At 66.3% G+C, this 14,774-nt stretch carries 13 protein-coding genes; 11 read left to right on the plus strand and 2 right to left on the minus strand.

Annotated elements, in window-relative coordinates:
• Nucleotides 1–44: 44 nt before the first annotated feature.
• Together ltnD and otnK are read left to right on the plus strand one after the other, a co-directional pair.
• A complete protein-coding gene (ltnD, locus tag ACE039_RS15140) occupies nt 45–953 on the plus strand; it encodes an L-threonate dehydrogenase (protein ID WP_310034366.1) in 909 nt (302 codons plus the stop codon).
• A complete protein-coding gene (gene otnK / locus ACE039_RS15145) occupies nt 950–2,203 on the plus strand; it encodes a 3-oxo-tetronate kinase (protein WP_485822722.1) in 1,254 nt (417 codons plus the stop codon). Before ltnD ends, otnK begins: the two co-directional genes overlap by 4 nt.
• 12 nt (nt 2,204–2,215) lie before the next feature.
• Here otnK and ACE039_RS15150 read toward each other — a convergent pair whose 3' ends face one another.
• Together ACE039_RS15150 and ACE039_RS15155 are read right to left on the minus strand one after the other, a co-directional pair.
• Nucleotides 2,216–2,923 (minus strand): FadR/GntR family transcriptional regulator, encoded by a 708-nt coding sequence (locus tag ACE039_RS15150; RefSeq protein WP_310034369.1) that lies wholly within the window; start codon nt 2,921–2,923, stop codon nt 2,216–2,218.
• 118 nt (nt 2,924–3,041) lie between these two features.
• A complete protein-coding gene (locus ACE039_RS15155) occupies nt 3,042–3,938 on the minus strand; it encodes a LysR substrate-binding domain-containing protein (protein WP_105558765.1) in 897 nt (298 codons plus the stop codon).
• Nucleotides 3,939–4,115: 177 nt separating this feature from the next.
• Between ACE039_RS15155 and ACE039_RS15160 the strand changes: the two genes are divergently transcribed.
• The 9 genes from ACE039_RS15160 (at nt 4,116) to ACE039_RS15200 (ending at nt 14,661) form a co-directional block, all read left to right on the plus strand.
• Entirely contained in the window at nt 4,116–5,447 is a 1,332-nt protein-coding gene (locus tag ACE039_RS15160; protein WP_485822723.1) for an MFS transporter, read from the plus strand.
• Entirely contained in the window at nt 5,444–6,541 is a 1,098-nt protein-coding gene (locus ACE039_RS15165; RefSeq protein WP_485822724.1) for a M14 family metallopeptidase, read from the plus strand. The genes ACE039_RS15160 and ACE039_RS15165 overlap by 4 nt, the downstream gene beginning before the upstream one ends.
• A gap of 256 nt (nt 6,542–6,797) precedes the next feature.
• On the plus strand, nt 6,798–7,661 hold the full coding sequence (locus ACE039_RS15170; protein ID WP_332008426.1) for an ABC transporter permease: 864 nt from the start codon (nt 6,798–6,800) through the stop codon (nt 7,659–7,661).
• Between the two features lie 3 nt (nt 7,662–7,664).
• Nucleotides 7,665–8,711, plus strand: a complete 1,047-nt coding sequence (locus ACE039_RS15175) for an ABC transporter ATP-binding protein (RefSeq protein WP_105558762.1) — start codon at nt 7,665–7,667, stop codon at nt 8,709–8,711.
• Between the two features lie 8 nt (nt 8,712–8,719).
• The gene (locus ACE039_RS15180; protein ID WP_105558761.1) at nt 8,720–9,601 is read left to right on the plus strand and encodes an ABC transporter permease; all 882 of its coding nucleotides are present in this window, start codon (nt 8,720–8,722) and stop codon (nt 9,599–9,601) included.
• Between the two features lie 26 nt (nt 9,602–9,627).
• A complete protein-coding gene (locus tag ACE039_RS15185; RefSeq protein WP_310034377.1) occupies nt 9,628–10,875 on the plus strand; it encodes a metal-dependent hydrolase family protein in 1,248 nt (415 codons plus the stop codon).
• A gap of 5 nt (nt 10,876–10,880) precedes the next feature.
• On the plus strand, nt 10,881–12,539 hold the full coding sequence (locus ACE039_RS15190) for an amidohydrolase family protein (protein ID WP_105558759.1): 1,659 nt from the start codon (nt 10,881–10,883) through the stop codon (nt 12,537–12,539).
• Between the two features lies 1 nt (nt 12,540).
• The gene (locus tag ACE039_RS15195; protein ID WP_485822725.1) at nt 12,541–13,518 is read left to right on the plus strand and encodes a CobW family GTP-binding protein; all 978 of its coding nucleotides are present in this window, start codon (nt 12,541–12,543) and stop codon (nt 13,516–13,518) included.
• A 93-nt stretch (nt 13,519–13,611) separates the two neighbouring features.
• Nucleotides 13,612–14,661 carry an ABC transporter substrate-binding protein gene (locus ACE039_RS15200; protein WP_105558757.1) on the plus strand — a complete coding sequence of 350 codons (1,050 nt, stop codon included), beginning with the start codon at nt 13,612–13,614 and terminating at the stop codon, nt 14,659–14,661.
• The last annotated feature ends 113 nt before the right edge of the window (nt 14,662–14,774 follow it).

Consider the following 14,774-nt stretch of genomic DNA (forward strand, 5'->3'; position numbering starts at 1 on the left):
CCCCCCCCCCGGCCGCCCCTGGATTTTCCGGAACGACGAAAGACATGACCTTGAACCAAACTTCTTCGCGCCGCGTCGGCGTGATCGGCCTGGGCGCCATGGGCGCGGGCATCGCGCAAAGCCTGCGCCGCGCAGGCCACGACGTGCACGTCTACGACATCCGCCCGGAAGCCGCCGCGGCCTTTGCCGCGCAGGGCGGCGTGGCTTGCGCCACGCTGGCCGACATGGCCGCCGCCTGCGACATCGTGATCAGCGTGGTGGTCAATGCCCAGCAGACCGAAACCGTGTTGTATGGCGACGGCGGCATGGCGGCCGCATTGCGCGCGGGGGCTGTCTTCGTGATGTGCTCCACCGTGGATCCCAGCTGGTCCATCGCGCTGGAAGCGCGCCTGGCCGGGCAGGGCGTCCTGTACCTGGACGCGCCGATCTCCGGCGGGGCGGCCAAGGCCGCTGCGGGGCAGATGACAATGATGACCGCCGGCAGCGCCGCGGCCTACGAGGCTTGCGGCGCGGTGTTGGAATCGATGGCAGGGAAAGTCTATCGGTTGGGCGACCGCGCCGGCGCGGGCAGCAAGGTCAAGATCATCAACCAGCTGCTGGCCGGCGTGCACATCGCGGCCGCCGCCGAAGCGATGGCGCTGGGGTTGCGCGAAGGCGTCGACGCCGATGCCTTGTACGAAGTCATCACGCATAGCGCGGGCAATAGCTGGATGTTCGAAAACCGCATGGCCCACGTGCTGGCCGGCGATTACACGCCGCTGTCGGCGGTGGACATCTTCGTGAAGGACCTGGGCCTGGTCCTGGATACGGCCCGCCACACGAAATTCCCGCTGCCGCTGGCATCGACGGCGCACCAGATGTTCATGCAGGCGTCCACCGCCGGGCACGGCCGTGAAGACGACAGCGCCGTCATCAAGATCTTTCCGGGTATCACCTTGCCGGAGGCAAAATGAGCATCAAACTGGGCTGCATCGCCGACGATTTCACGGGCGCCACCGATCTTGCCAACAACCTGGTGCGCGCCGGCATGCGCACGGTGCAGACCATCGGCATTCCCGGCGCGCCATTGCGCGATGAGGCGGATGCCGTGGTCGTGGCGCTGAAGACGCGGACGCTGCCCGCAGACGAGGCCGTGGCGCAGTCCCTGGCCGCGCTGGAATGGCTGCAGGCTCAGGGCGCCGAGCAGATCTATTTCAAGTACTGCTCCACGTTCGACAGCACGCCGCAGGGCAACATCGGCCCCGTGACCGATGCGTTGATGACGCGGTTGGGGGCGGGCTTCACCATCGCCACGCCGGCATTCCCCGACAACAAGCGCACGGTATTCAAGGGCTACCTGTTCGCCGGCGACGTGTTGCTGAACGAATCGGGCATGCAGCACCATCCGCTTACGCCGATGACGGATCCGAACCTTGTCCGCGTGCTGTCGGCGCAGACCTCCCGCAAGGTTGGCTTGATCGACTACACCGTGGTGGCCGCCGGTACCGAGGCGATCCGGGCGCGCATCCAGGCGCTGCAGGCCGAGGGCGTCGAAATCGCTATCGTGGATGCGGTTTCCAATGACGATCTGCGGGTTCTGGGGCCCGCTCTACGCGGGATGGCGCTGGTGACGGCGGGGTCGGGCGTGGCGATCGGCCTGCCGGGAAATTGGGGGCTGTCGCCCGTCGGCGCTGCCGCCCAGGCGCGCGTGGATGGCCTGCGGGCAGTCGTGGCGGGAAGCTGCTCCACCGCCACCAACGGGCAGGTGGCCGCCTTCGTCGCCAGCGGCCGTCCGGCCTATGCGCTGGATCCGATGCGGCTGGCGGGGGGCGAAGACGTGGTCGCGCAAGTGCTGGCCTGGGCCGAGCCGCGCATGCAGGATGGGCCGGTGCTGGTCTATTCCACCGCGCAGCCGGACGCGGTCAAGCAGGCGCAGGGAGTGCTGGGCGCGGAGCGCGCGGGCGCCATGATCGAAGACGCCATCGCGCGCATCGCGGTCGGCCTGGTGGAACGCGGGGTGCGGCAGTTGATCGTGGCGGGTGGCGAAACGTCGGGCGCGGTGGTGCAGGCGCTGGGGCTTGAGCAGATCGCCATCGGCGAACAGATCGACCCGGGCGTGCCGTGGTGCGCAGGCTATACACCCATTGCGCAGGGCGATGTCAGCATCGCGCTGAAGTCCGGCAACTTCGGCACGCCGGATTTTTTCATCAAGGCGTTCGGGTAGTTTGCGGCGCGTCTAGCGATGCGCCTGGCTCAGCCGCTTGGCCGCATTCACCATGTGGATGCGGGCCGCTTCGCGGGCGCCTTCCACGTCTTGGTCGCGGATGGCTTCGACGATGGCGATGTGTTCTTGCATCACATCGCGCATCAGGTTGGCGTGGCGGGCCTCGTTGCCGCGCGTCACGCGCGTGGCGGCTTCCAGGAACTGGCTGACAAAGGCCAGGGTGGTCAGGAAGTACGGGTTGCCGGTGGCGCGCGCGATGCTGCGGTGGAACGCCACGTCTTCCTTCACGCCGTCGCCGCCGTCGGCGACCGCTTGCGATATTGCCGCCAGCGCGTGGTCGATTTCCGTCATGTCGCGCTTTTTGCGCGTCGCCGCGGCCTGGGCGGCGATTTCGGTTTCCAGCGCGCGGCGCAAGTCCACGATGTGCAGCACGGCCTCCAGCGAACTTAATTCGGCGGCGTCGATCCGCAGCGCCCGGTTGCCCGTCAGGCCCGTGACGAACACGCCGCTGCCTTGCCGCGCTTCAACGATGCCGTCTTGCCGTAGCCGCGACACCGCTTCGCGGATGACGGTGCGGCTGACGCCGAACTGTTCCGCCAGCGTGGCTTCGGTGGGCAGCTTTTCACCGGGCAGCACGCGGCCCTCGTCGATTTCGGCGAGCAGGCGCTTGGCGACGGTGTCGGTCAGCGTGGGAGGGGAGGGAAGTCGTGGAAACGCCATGGATAATGACCGCAAAAGGGGGGCGGCAGGCCGGTGTCGAAGCCATCGGCGGGCCCGGCGCCAATGATAACCGGTTGCCCCACGGCCGATTGACCCTGAAAGCAGCCTTGCATAGGCGTTAGGCCGCAGGACCGGGGCGCGCCGTCATCAGGCAGTCGATGAAGCACTGGGCGGCCGGCGTGGGCGGGGAATCGGACCGCGTCAGAATGGACACCCGCGCCGCGGGCAGCTCGTGCGCCAGCGGCAGCATGCGCAATGGCCGCGGCATCAGTTGATGATCGAACAGCGCCTGCACGAAGATGCCCAGCGCATCGCTTTGCGCCATGATGGCCAGCGCGATCGCGATGGACTGGCAAGGGATGATGTCTCGCGGCGGCGGCAAGCCATGGGCGTCGAACGCCAGTCGCAGCAGGTTGGCCGGGGCCTGGATGTTGCCGGGCAGCAGCCACAACGCGTCGTGCATGTCGGCCAGGCTGCGCGCGCGGCGCAAAGGGTGGCCGATGCGGGCGCCCACCGCCATCGGCAGGGTGAATAAGGTCTGGCGCGCGAAGCCGTCGTCGATGTTGCCGTCGTACTCGGTTTGCACCAACAGGTCGTAGTGGCCCGACTCCAGTTGCTCGTGGCTGTAAGGCGGGGCAACTTCGTTGAACGATACGGCCACGCGCGGCATCCGGGCGCGGAACGCCATCAGCGCGGCAGGCAGTGCCGTCAGCGCCGAAGAGCTGATGGCCAGGTTCAGCGTGCCGCCTTCGCCGTCCCGCATCTGCCCGATTTCCTCCTGCGCCTTTCGCGCTTCCTGCAGGATCAGCACGGCGCGCTTGTACAGCGCCTCGCCGTAGGTCGTCAGTTCCACGCCGCGGGCGCTGCGGCGCACCAGTTCGGCTCCCACGCTGTGTTCCAGTTCCCGCAGGCTGCGCGTCGCCGCGGGCTGGGTGACGAACAGCGCGCGTGCCGCGGCGCGGATGCTGCGGTGGTCGGCGATCAGGACAAAGGCGCGTAATTGGCGCAGGTTCATGGAGGAGAGCCCGGGGTCGGAACCGTCTAAAGACGGGGTGGCATATAAGGAAAAGGTTTCACTGGAACAAAAATACTGTCTTTTCCTTATCGTGCGCCATCCGTATATTCATCCACGCGGGGTCGTCACAGCGTCCGGATTCACGGACCGGCGCCCCACGGACATCAAGGGGAAAACATGTCTATCGCCATCGCCGCCGCTCCTGGCCGGCAGCCTCTGCATTCGTCGGCCGCGCGCCGCCGCGTGATCGCCGGCACGACCATCGGCAACGCGCTGGAGTTCTTCGACTTCACCGTCTTCACGTTCCTGATGCTGATCATCGGCCCGTTGTTCTTTCCGGCCGCGTCCGGTTATGGCCAGCTGCTGCTGACCACCGCCACCTTTGGCGTGGGTTTCCTGATGCGGCCGGTCGGCGGCATGCTGATCGGTTCGTATGCCGACCGCCATGGCCGGCGCGCGGCCATGACGCTGACCTTATGGCTGATGGGGCTGGGCTGCGCGCTGATCGCGGCGGCGCCCACCTACGCCCAGATGGGCGTGATGGGCCCCGTGCTGATGGTGCTGGCGCGGCTGATCCAGGGCTTTGCCGCGGGCGGCGAGGTGGGTGCATCGACCACCCTGCTGTTGGAGCATGCCCCGCCGAACAAGCGGGGGTTCTATTCCAGCTGGCAGTTCGGCAGCCAGTCGCTGGGGGTGATGCTGGGCGCGTTGACCGTGGCGCTGTTGACCGCCGTGCTGACCAAAGACCAGATGCAGGCGTGGGGCTGGCGCGTGCCCTTCGTGATCGGCATCCTGACGGTGCCGGTCGGGGCCTACATCCGCCGCAACCTGGAGGAAACGCTGGAGCCTGCCCATGCGCCCCAGGCCACGCGCGCCGCGTCGGGCCACCAGCCGCTGCGGCTGGTGTTCGCGCACCATAAGGCGCGGGTGGTCAAAGGCATTCTGCTGGTGATCGGCGGCATGGTGTGCGCGCAGATCATCGGCTTCTACATGCCCGCCTACGCCAGCAAGGAACTGGGCCTGCCGGCGTCGTCGGGCTTGTTCGCCAGCGTCGTGCTGGGGGCCATCGGCTTTGCGATCGCGCCATTTGTCGGCAAGCTGGCCGATCGCTATGGCCGCAAGAAAGTCATTTTCTGGTCGCGCGTGGCAACCATCTGCGTGTTGCTGCCGTGCTTTCAGTGGCTGGTGTCTGCACCCAGCACGGCCCGGTTGATGACCGTGATCGCGCTGCTGGCCGTCTTGCTGGCGTTGCAGATGGCGCCCACGATCACGATGCTGCCCGAACTGTTCCCGAAGGCCGTGCGCACCACCGGGATGTCGGTCGTGTATGGTCTGGGCATTTCCGTCTTCGGCGGTTTCGCGCAGTTCTTCGTGACCTGGCTTCTGCACGTCACCGGCAACCCGCTGGCGCCTGCCTGGTATTTGATGGTGACCGTGGCGCTATCCACCGTCGTGCTGTTCTGGATCCAGGACCGCACCGGCCATGCAATCGACTCCCAGGAGGCATGATGCCCAGCAGTACAAGCTACTTCCCCCGCAGCTACGCCGAATCGCGCGAGCGCTTCTTGTCCGATGCCGCGCGCCTGGGCGCCGACGTGCGATCGTGGCCGATCGAGGCCGCGGGTAGCGACGGCGAGGCGCTGGCCACCGATACGGCGCTGATCGGCGCAGCCGACGCCACGCGCCTGCTGATCATGACGTCGGCCACGCATGGCGTGGAAGGCTTTTGCGGCGCGGGTTGCCAGTTCGCGCTGATGGATGACGCCCCGATGCAACAGCGCGCGCGGCAAGCGGGCGTGGCCCTGTTGCTGGTGCACGCGGTGAATCCCTACGGTTTTTCGTGGATGGCCCGTACCGACGAGGGTAACGTGGACCTGAACCGCAATGCGCAGCCGTTCGGCGGCACGCCGCTGCCGGCCAATCCGAGCTATGGCGATTTGCACCCGTTGCTGCTGCCCGAAGAATGGCCCCCGTCGGACGAGAACCAGCGCGACCTGGCCCGCTATGTGGCCGAACATGGACAGGCCGCTTTCGCGCAGGCCGTGTCGCGCGGGCAGTACACGCACGCCGATGGGCTCTTCTACGGCGGCGCTGCGCCGGCGGCATCGCTTGCCAACCTGCGGCGCATCCTTGAAACGCAGGCCGGCCGCTACGCGCACATCGGTTGGATCGACGTGCATACGGGCCTGGGCCCGCGCGGGCACGGCGAGAAGATCTATGCGGGCCGGCGCGATGACGCCGAAGTGGCGCGCGCGCGGCAATGGTGGGGCCTGGACATCGCCGTGCCGTTTCAAGGCACGTCGGCATCGGTCGACATCACCGGCCATCTGGCGGGCCTGATCTATCAGGCTTGCCCCGATTCGTCGCCGACGCTGATGGCGCTGGAATACGGCACCGTGCCGTTCGACGATATCGTGCTGGCGCTGCGTGGCCGCAACTGGCTGCGCTCGAATCCCGACGCACCGTCCGCCTTGCGCCGCGACATCCTGCAGGCCACGCAGGACGCGTTCTACTGCCATGCCTACGACTGGCATGGCATGGTGCTGGGCCAAAGCCGCGTGGCGGTGCTGCAAGCGTTGTGCGGACTGCAAGCCGCGGCCTGACCCCATCGCCGGCAACGCCCGCAATCCTGCCCTTGATTCCCCGGGTTGCACCCGCCGTGGGTCTTTCCCCGCAGCGGGTTGCACCTGTGGGGCCGGCTCCGCCAGGGATTACCCGCGAGTTGGGGGTAGTCTTGGGTTATCCCTAGTTGAGCCGAGCAGCAACCCGTCGATATGCTTCGGTTAACCGAAGGAACCGCAGAGTTCAAACCGGAGGAGTTTCAAACCGAGCCGGCACTCGCTGACAAGGAATCAGGATTTGCATAGCGCGCCTCCTTTGGACCCGGCCGTCACGGCCGCCCGGATCAAGCCCATTCGCGTGATCCCGTGGGCAACGTGGCTGCACCGCGTCTTCGTCGTTCTGATGTATGCGTTCATGCTCTGCCCCATCGTGCTGGTGGTCTGGCTGAGCTTCTTCAAGGACGCCATCCTCTACTTTCCCCCGTCCGGCTACACGCTGTCCTGGTACGTGAAAGCGTGGCAAAACCCGGCGTTCGCCAACGGCTTCCTGTTCAGCCTGCAGGTGTCGCTGGTGGCGGCCGCCATCGGTGTCGCGATGGGCGTGCTGGCCGCGGTGGCCATTGCCCGCTACCGCTTCCACGGCAGCAAGGGCATCAACACCTTGCTGCTGTCGCCGCTGCTGATTCCCGGCATTGTCGCGGGTGTCGGCATCTACCTGTTCTACCTGCGCGCCGAAGAACTGCTGGACCAGGACATCATCGGCACCTTCGGTGGCCTGGTCATCGCGCACGTGTGCCTGACGATCCCGTGGACGGTGCGCCTGGTCACGGCGGGGATGGCCGGCCTGGACGGTTCCATCGAGGAAGCCGCGCGCAACCTCGGCGCCAGCGCGCCGGTCGCTTTCATGCGCGTGACGCTGCCGATGCTGCGCCCCTCCATCGTGGCGGCGGCGCTGTTCAGCTTCGTGGTGTCGTTTGAAAACCTGGAGCTGTCGTTGTCGCTGGTGGGGCCGGGCCGCACCACGCTGCCGATCGCCATCATGCAGTACCTGGAATTCAATCTGGACCCGACCATCGCTTCGGTGGCTTCGGTGCAAATCTTGCTGTTGGGAATCATCATGCTTGTGACCGACCGCTATGTGAAACTCAGTCAGGTGGTGTGAGAAATGGCGAAGGTCTCAATCGAAAATATCCGCAAGCAATTTGGCGCGGCCGTCGCGGTGTCCGACTTTTCACTGGAGATCGCCGAAGGCGAACTGGTGACGTTCCTGGGCCCCAGCGGCTGCGGCAAGACAACCACCCTGCGCATGATCGCCGGATTCATCACGCCCACCGCGGGCCGCATCCGCATTGGCGACACCGATGTCACGCGGCTGCCCGTGCACAAGCGCGACACCGGCATGGTGTTCCAGCGTTATGCGCTGTTTCCGCATATGACGGTGGCCGAGAACGTGGCGTTCGGGCTGGAAATGCATAAGGTGCCCAAGGCCGACCGCGACGCCAAGATCCGCCGCGTGCTGGACATGGTGCGCATGACCGAACTACGCGAGCGCTATCCGCGCCAGTTGTCGGGCGGTCAGCAGCAGCGGGTGGCGATCGCACGCGCGCTGGCCATCGAGCCCAAGGTGTTTCTGCTGGATGAGCCGCTGTCCAACCTGGACGCCAAGCTGCGGCTGGAAGTGCGTGAAGAGATTCGTTCGTTGCAGCAGCGTCTTGGCCTTACCACCGTGTTCGTCACGCATGACCAGGAAGAGGCGCTGGCCATCGCCGACCGCATGGCCATCATGCACGACGGCATCGTGCAGCAGGTGGGCGCGCCCGACACGCTGTACGAGCGCCCGGCCAACCTTTTCGTGGCCGACTTCCTGGGCAAGATGAACGTGTTCACGGGGCGCGGCGACGCGGCCAATCAGTTCCATACCGACGCGGGCCAGTGCATTGTCACGCCCGGCGGGGCCGGTGCCACGCATGTTGGCGTGCGCCCGGAACGCGTGCGGCTGGCCGGCCAGCCAGAAGGCGGCAACGCGCTGGCGGGCGTCGTCGAGTCGTCGTTGTACCTGGGGTCGGTGCTGGAGGTGCGCGTGCAACTGGAAGGCGGCAACCGCATGATCAGCCAGATCGTCAATGGCGGCGCGGGCCGCGCCCAACCTGCGGCAGGCGCGCGGGTCTACGCATGCTTCGAGCCCGAAGACTGCGTGGCCTTCACGCAATAGGAGCCGCCATGACGACTGCGAACCAAGACGGGCGGCCCAGCCGCTGGTTGGGGCCGGGGCTGGCTTTTCCGGCGTCGCTGGTAGTGCTGGTGATCATCATGGTCCCCATCTTCCAGCTGGCGCGCTACAGCTTCAACCATTTCGATCCGGCGGAACTGATGCAGACCGCCTTCACCTTCGAGAACTACGCCAAGTTCTTCGGCGACCCGTACTACCGCGATATTTTCTTCACGACCTTGTGGGTGGCCGCGCTATGCACCGTGCTGGCGCTGGTGTTGGGCTTTCCCGTGGCCTATTTCCTGGCGCGCACGCAAAGCCGGTACAAGAGCCTGTTCGTGATCCTGCTGGTGTTCCCGCTGATGGTCGGCAACGTGGTGCGGGCAGCGGGCTGGATGGTGGCGCTGGGCAACGCGGGCGTAGTGAACGCGGTGCTGCAGGGCGTGGGCCTGATCGACCGGCCGCTGACGTTGATGTACACGCCGACGGCGGTGGTCATCGGCACGACCGCCGTTGTCATGCCCTATCTGATCCTGACGTTGCAAAGCGTGCTGGAAGGCATGGACCTGTCGGTGGAAGAGGCCGCGCGCAACGTGGGCGCCAGCTTTTTCACGACGTTCCGCCGCATCGTGCTGCCAATCGCCGCGCCTGGCGTGGCCGCGGGCACGATGCTGGTCTTCATCCTGTGCATGAACGCCTACGCCACGCCGGTGTTGCTGGGCGGCTCCGGCCTGACGATGATGGCGCCCGCGTTGTATGACCAGATCACGCGGGCCTCGAACTGGCCGTTCGGCGCCGCCCTGGCCGTCATCCTGGTGTGCGGCACGCTGGTCATCGCATTGATTTCGAATTGGCTGATCCATCGGCGCTACATCAAGACCATGGCGTCTTGATTCCGAATCCATAACAAGGAACTTTCATGGCATCCGTACTGTTCAAAAACGCGAACCTGCTTGATCCCTTGCAGGCCGACCTGCTGGAAGGCCACCATGTGCTGGTCGAGGACGGCGTCATCAAGGAAGTCTCCGACAAGCCGCTGTCCAGCGCATCCGCGCAGGTGATCGACGCCGCCGGCCGCACGCTGATGCCCGGCCTGATCGACCTGCACGTGCACGTACTGGCCACGCAGCTGAACCTGAGCACGCAGGGCGTGTTGCCGGACGCGTTGGTGATGATGCGCGCGGTGCCGATCATGGCCGCGATGCTGCGCCGCGGCTTCACCACGGTGCGCGACGCGGGCGGCGCCGGCTGGGGCTTGAAATGCGCCGTGAATGAAGGCACGGTCAAGGGACCACGCCTGTTCATCTCGGGCCGCGCCATCAGCCAGACCGGCGGCCACGGCGATCCGCGTCCGCGTTCCGACCACCTGCGCCCCATGAGTTTTTGCGGCTGCTGCTTCCGCGCCGGTGACATCGGCCGCGTGGCCGACGGCATCGATGATGTGCGTAAAGCGGTGCGCCAGGAACTCCAGATGGGCGCCGACCAGATCAAGATGATGGCCTCGGGCGGCGTCGCCTCGCCCACCGATCCCATCGCGTCGTTCGGTTATTCGGAAGAAGAAATCCGCGTCATCGTCGACGAAGCGGCCAGCCGCCAGACTTATGTGATGGCGCATTCCTACACGGCCGATGCCATCGAGCGCGCCATCCGCAACGGCGTGCGCACGATCGAACACGGCAACCTGGTGGACGAACGCGTGGCGCGCTTCATGGCCGAGAAGGGCGCCTTCGTGGTGCCCACGCTGGTGACCTACGAAGCGCTGGCGAACGAAGGCGCCGACTACGGCTTGCCGGCGGACTCGGTGGCGAAGATCGCGACCGTGCGCACCGCCGGCCTGCATTCGCTGGAAATCTACAAGAAGGCGGGCGTGAAGATCGGCTACGGCTCGGATCTGCTGGGGCCGTCGCAGCGCCTGCAAAGCGACGAATTCCGTATCCGCAACGAAGTGCTTTCCACGCAGGAAGTGATTCAGTGCGCCACCACCACGGCTGCCGAGGTGCTGAACCAGGTGGGCCAGCTTGGCCGCATTCAGCCGGGCGCCCTGGCGGACGTGCTGCTGGTGGACGGCAACCCGTACCGCGACTTGTCCTGCCTGCTGGGGCAGGGCGAGCATCTGGCCCTGATCATGAAGGGCGGCGTCATCGAACACAACGGACTGGGGGTGTAAGCGCCATGAGCGATCCCACGTTTTCGCAATCGGAAGTCGGCGAGGAATCCCGCGACGTCAACGCCGCCAAGGGCTGGCACCCGCCGACCGCGCCCGCGCCGCGCGACCGTGGCCTGGGGCCGTTCCCCCGGCTGATCCTGCGCGGGGCGACCATCATCGACGGCACCGGCGCGCCGCCTTGGGGGCCGGTGGACATCGTCATCGAGAACGACCGCATCACCGCGCTGGTCAACGTGGGCACGCCCCACAAGGCCATCGACCCCAAGCGCCGCCCGGGCCCGGGCGACCACGAAATCGACTGTCACGGCAAGTTCGTCACCCCCGGCTTCGTGGATGCGCACGCGCATATCGGCACGCCGTACCATGCCATGAGCGGCATCGTCCCGCCCGCCGACTACATCTACAAACTATGGCTGGCGCATGGCGTGACGACCGTGCGCGAGATGGGTGCGATGGGCGGGCTGGGCTGGACGCTGGAACAGCGCGAACTGTCCGCCGCCAACAAGATCGCCGCGCCGCGCATGGTGGTGCATTCCGTGTTTCCCGCCGTGAACGACCGCGTCAAGACCATCCATACGCCGGAGCAGGGCCGCGAATGGGTGCGCAAGCTGGCTGCGCGCGGCGCGGACGGCATCAAGTTCTTCGGCGCCCCGCCCGCCATCATGGAAGCGGCGCTGGACGAAGCCGCGCAACAGGGGCTGCGGTCCGGTTGCCACCACGCGCAGATGGCGGTCACACGGGTGAACGCGCTGAAATCCGCCCGTTGGGGGCTGACCAGCTCTGAACACTATTACGGCTTGCCGGAAGCGCTGTTCGAAGACCGCATCGTGCAGTCCTTTCCGACGGACTACAACTACAGCGACGAATACTACCGCTTCGCCGTGGCCGGCCAGACCTTCATGCAGGCCGCGCAGCCGGGGTCGGCCAAGTGGCGCCAGGTCATGGACCAGTTCCTGGAAGTGGGCCACACCTTCGTGCCCACCTTCAACATCTACGATGCCAACCGCGACCTGATGCGCGCGCGACGCGCCGATTGGCACGACGAATACACCTGGAAGGCGGTCTGGAAGTACTTTCAGCCCCAACGCGGCGGGCACGGCGCCTACTGGTACCGCTGGAGCACCACCAACGAAATCGAGTGGAAGCAGAACTACCGGTTGTGGATGCAGTTCATCAACGAATACAAGAACCTGGGCGGCCGCGTATGCGCGGGCAGCGATTCGGGCTTCATCTTCCAGATCTACGGCTTCGGCTTCGTGCGTGAACTGGAACTGCTTCAGGAAGCGGGATTCCATCCCATCGAAGTGCTGCGCGCGGCGACCTCGCAAAGCGCGGCGCTGCTGGGCATCGATGACGACACCGGGTCCATCGACGTGCAGAAGCGCGCCGACCTGCTGATTCACGACCAGAATCCATTGACCGATTTCAAGCTGCTGTTCGGCACCGGCGCCATGCGATTGAACGACGATACGGCCAAGGTGGAATGGAAGCGGTGCCTGCAGACCACGATCAAATCCGGCGTGGTGTACGACACTGCGGAACTGCTGGCCGACGTGCGCAAGATGGTCAAGGACAGCTGGGCGGAAGACGCGGACGGCGAACGCCCGCCCTTCGGCGGCTCGCCGGCGGGTTCGCCTTGCGACAACGCGGAAGCGGACGCCTGACATGGCGGTCGACCTGTTCCTGCTTTGCGGTTTCCTGGGCAGCGGCAAGACCACGCTGCTGGTGGACTACCTGCGCGACCCGGCGTCCCGAGACACCGGCGTGATCGTCAACGAGGCGGGCGAAGTCGGTGTGGACGGCGTCATCGTCGCCAACGATAGCGACAACGTGCCGATGACGCTGATGGCCAACGGCTGCGTCTGCTGCTCGCTACGCAGCGACCTTGTCTACACGCTGAGCGCGCTGCTCGACGCGCCGCGTCCCGACGGCGAAGGGCCGCTCCAGCGGGTCATCCTGGAATGCAGTGGCTTGTCGCGCCCCGGGCCGATCATCGCGTCGCTGGCCGACCCCGAGCTGGCCGCGCGCGGCCTAAGGCTGACGGTGGTCTGCACGGATGACTGCGCGCGGGACCCCGACGCGCTGGCCGAGCTGGACGAAGCCATGGCGCAGTTCGGCGCCGCACACCGCATCGTGCTGACCAAAACGGATCTGTTGGCGGCGGACGCGCTGCAGGCGCGCGCCACGCGTGCCGCCAACCTGAACCCGTTGGCCGCCGTCATTGCCGAGCCGGATCGCCGACGCGCCGTGCAAGCCGCGTTCGCGCCATCGCAGGGCGTCGCGGACCTGGCTGGGCTGGCCGCGCGCATGCTGATTGCGGGCAACCAGGCCGCCGCGCACCCGCGCATCCGCGTCATGGCGGCCCGCGCGCACGCAGACATCAGCTGGACCGATTTTTCGGAATGGCTGGACAACCTGGCGGGGCTTTGCGGAGAGCGCCTGTTGCGGGTCAAGGCCGTGGTGCGCGTCAACGACTGCGCCGAACCCATCCTGATCCAATCCGTGGGCACCACCTTCAGCGCGCCGCAACGCCTGACGCGGCAGCCCGATGCGCCAGACGCCATCATCGTCATCGCGCGCGACATCGACGCCGGCCAGATCCGGGCGTCCGCGCCCCATGCGCCCGTGGATATGCTGGCCTGAACGCCGCCCGAACCCGGGACGCGCGGCCGGGCACAGCCGGTCACGCGTCCGCACCGTAGCAAGTCGTCAGTTCCCCTTCGATACGAGGTTGTTATGCAAGAGAAAAACCTGACTCGCCGTGGCTTCATCAAGACCGCTTCCGGCCTGGCGCTGGCACCCGCGCTGGGCTGGGTGCCGGGCATGGCGCACGCCGCCGAAAAAGAGATCGTCGTGGGCACCTGGGGCGGCGATTACCAGAACCTGCTGCAACAGATCATCAACCCCATCATCGACAAGAAGGGCGTGAAGGTCGTCTACGACACCGGCAACGCCGTCGGCCGCGTCACCAAGCTGCGCGCCGAAAAGAACTCGCGGCGCGGCAGCATGGACGTGGCGCTGCTGGGCGAAGTCGACATGTACGACGCCGAACGCTCCGGCACGCTGGAGCCAATCGACGCGAGCAAGCTGCCCAATCTGGCGCATGCCATCGGCGCGCTGAAAACCGCGTATTCGATCCCGCATATCTTCAGCGCGATGACGTTGGTCTACAACACCGAGAAGTTCCCGACGCCGCCGGATTCCCTGGAGGCGCTGCTGGATCCCAAGCTGAAGGGCCAAGTGGGCTTTTCGGACATTCTGTACCTGTACAACGCCGTCTTCGTGGGCCTGGGCGCGGGCGGCGACACCAAGAGCTTCGACGGCGGCAAGCGCTTCCTGACCAAGCTCAAGGCCAACGCGCCGCGCATCTACCCGTCCAACGAGGCGGTCGCGTCCGCCTTCAAGTCCGGCGAAATCGCCATCGCATGCATGTGGAAGGCGCGCGCCTTACAGTGGAAGGACAGCGGTTTGCCACTGGGTTTCGTGATCCCCAAGGAAGGTTCGGTGCCGGTGTCGTTCGAGGCCGGTATCGCCAAGAACAGCCGCAACAAGGACGCGGCCTGGGAATACCTGAACGCGATGCTGGATCCGCAAGGCCAGATCGGTTTCGCCGAGAAAATGGGTTACGCGCCCACCGTCACGAATGCGTCGCTGCCCGACAACCTGAAGCGCGTGGGCTTCTCGGAGGCGGAAGTGAAGCTGCTGCATGCCTATGACCTGAAACGCCTGACGGAAGGCAAGGCCGACATGCTGGAATTCTGGAACAAGGAATTCAAGGCGGGTTGACCGGCGCGGGCGTCAGGACGCGGTAGCGCTGCGTCCGGCCCATTGCTCGCGGTTCAGCGCGGCCGGTCGCCCCGGCCGCGCGATTACGGCAGAACAAATTCGCCCTGCATCAT

This window comes from Achromobacter maghribensis (assembly GCF_057334215.1).